We start from the raw sequence: 802 nt of genomic DNA, 5'->3' as shown, positions 1-802 counted from the left end.
GTTTTAAGGTTCAAGTGCGATCTGGAGCGGCCGCCGGCACGTGGTCGCTCCAACAGTTTCCCCCTCTATACGTAGCGGAACACGCCAATGGCGTAGACCACGGAGAGAGCGAGAGCCCACCACAGGTTGGATCCGACAAGACCCAACCAAGCGAGATGGATAAAGGCGCTGCCAAGCAGCGACAGGAAAAGACGGTCGCCGCGCGTTGTCTCGAAGCGCAGCACGCCGACGCGCGGATTGCCGCCCGGCGAAGCGTATTCCCAAGCCGCCATGCCGCACAGCAGCAGAAGGATGGTCCCGAAAAAGGCCGCCGTCGGCCACGTCCACGCCATCCAGGTGAGGTCGAAATTCATCGTCAAACCCTCCCCAGGGCGAAGCCCTTGGCGATATAATTGCGCACAAACCAGATGACGAGCGCGCCGGGGATCAACGTCAGCACGCCGGCGGCGGCGAGCAGGCCCCAGTCCATGCCAGCGGCCGAAACCGTGCGGGTCATGGTGGCGGCGATCGGCTTGGCGTCGGTGGTGGTCAGCGTACGGGCGATAAGCAGTTCCACCCACGAGAACATGAAGCAGAAGAAGCAGGCCACGCCGATGCCGCTGGCGATCAGGGGCATGAAGATTCTGACGAAGAAGCGCGGGAACGAATAGCCGTCGATATAGGCGGTTTCGTCGATTTCCTTCGGCACACCCGACATGAAGCCTTCGAGGATCCACACCGCCAGCGGCACGTTGAACAGGCAGTGCGCCAGCGCCACCGCAATGTGCGTGTCGATCAGGCCGAAGGCCGAATAGAGCTGGAA

2 protein-coding genes are annotated in these 802 nt (G+C 62.2%); both read right to left on the bottom strand.

The genetic code is table 11. The features are described 5' to 3' along the window. Positions 1-65 precede the first annotated feature (65 nt). The gene (locus EN914_RS37050) at positions 66-353 is read right to left on the bottom strand and encodes a DUF2160 domain-containing protein (RefSeq protein WP_013531808.1); all 288 of its coding nucleotides are present in this window, start codon (positions 351-353) and stop codon (positions 66-68) included. 2 nt (positions 354-355) lie between these two features. Further along, positions 356-802: carbohydrate ABC transporter permease (locus tag EN914_RS37045; RefSeq protein WP_164779249.1), on the bottom strand; the 447-nt coding region annotated here is incomplete at its 5' end.

Origin of the sequence: Mesorhizobium sp. M7A.F.Ca.CA.001.08.2.1, assembly GCF_003998455.1 — a bacterium.
Lineage (GTDB): Bacteria > Pseudomonadota > Alphaproteobacteria > Rhizobiales > Rhizobiaceae > Mesorhizobium > Mesorhizobium ciceri.
This window is presented reverse-complemented; position numbering and strand designations above follow the sequence as displayed.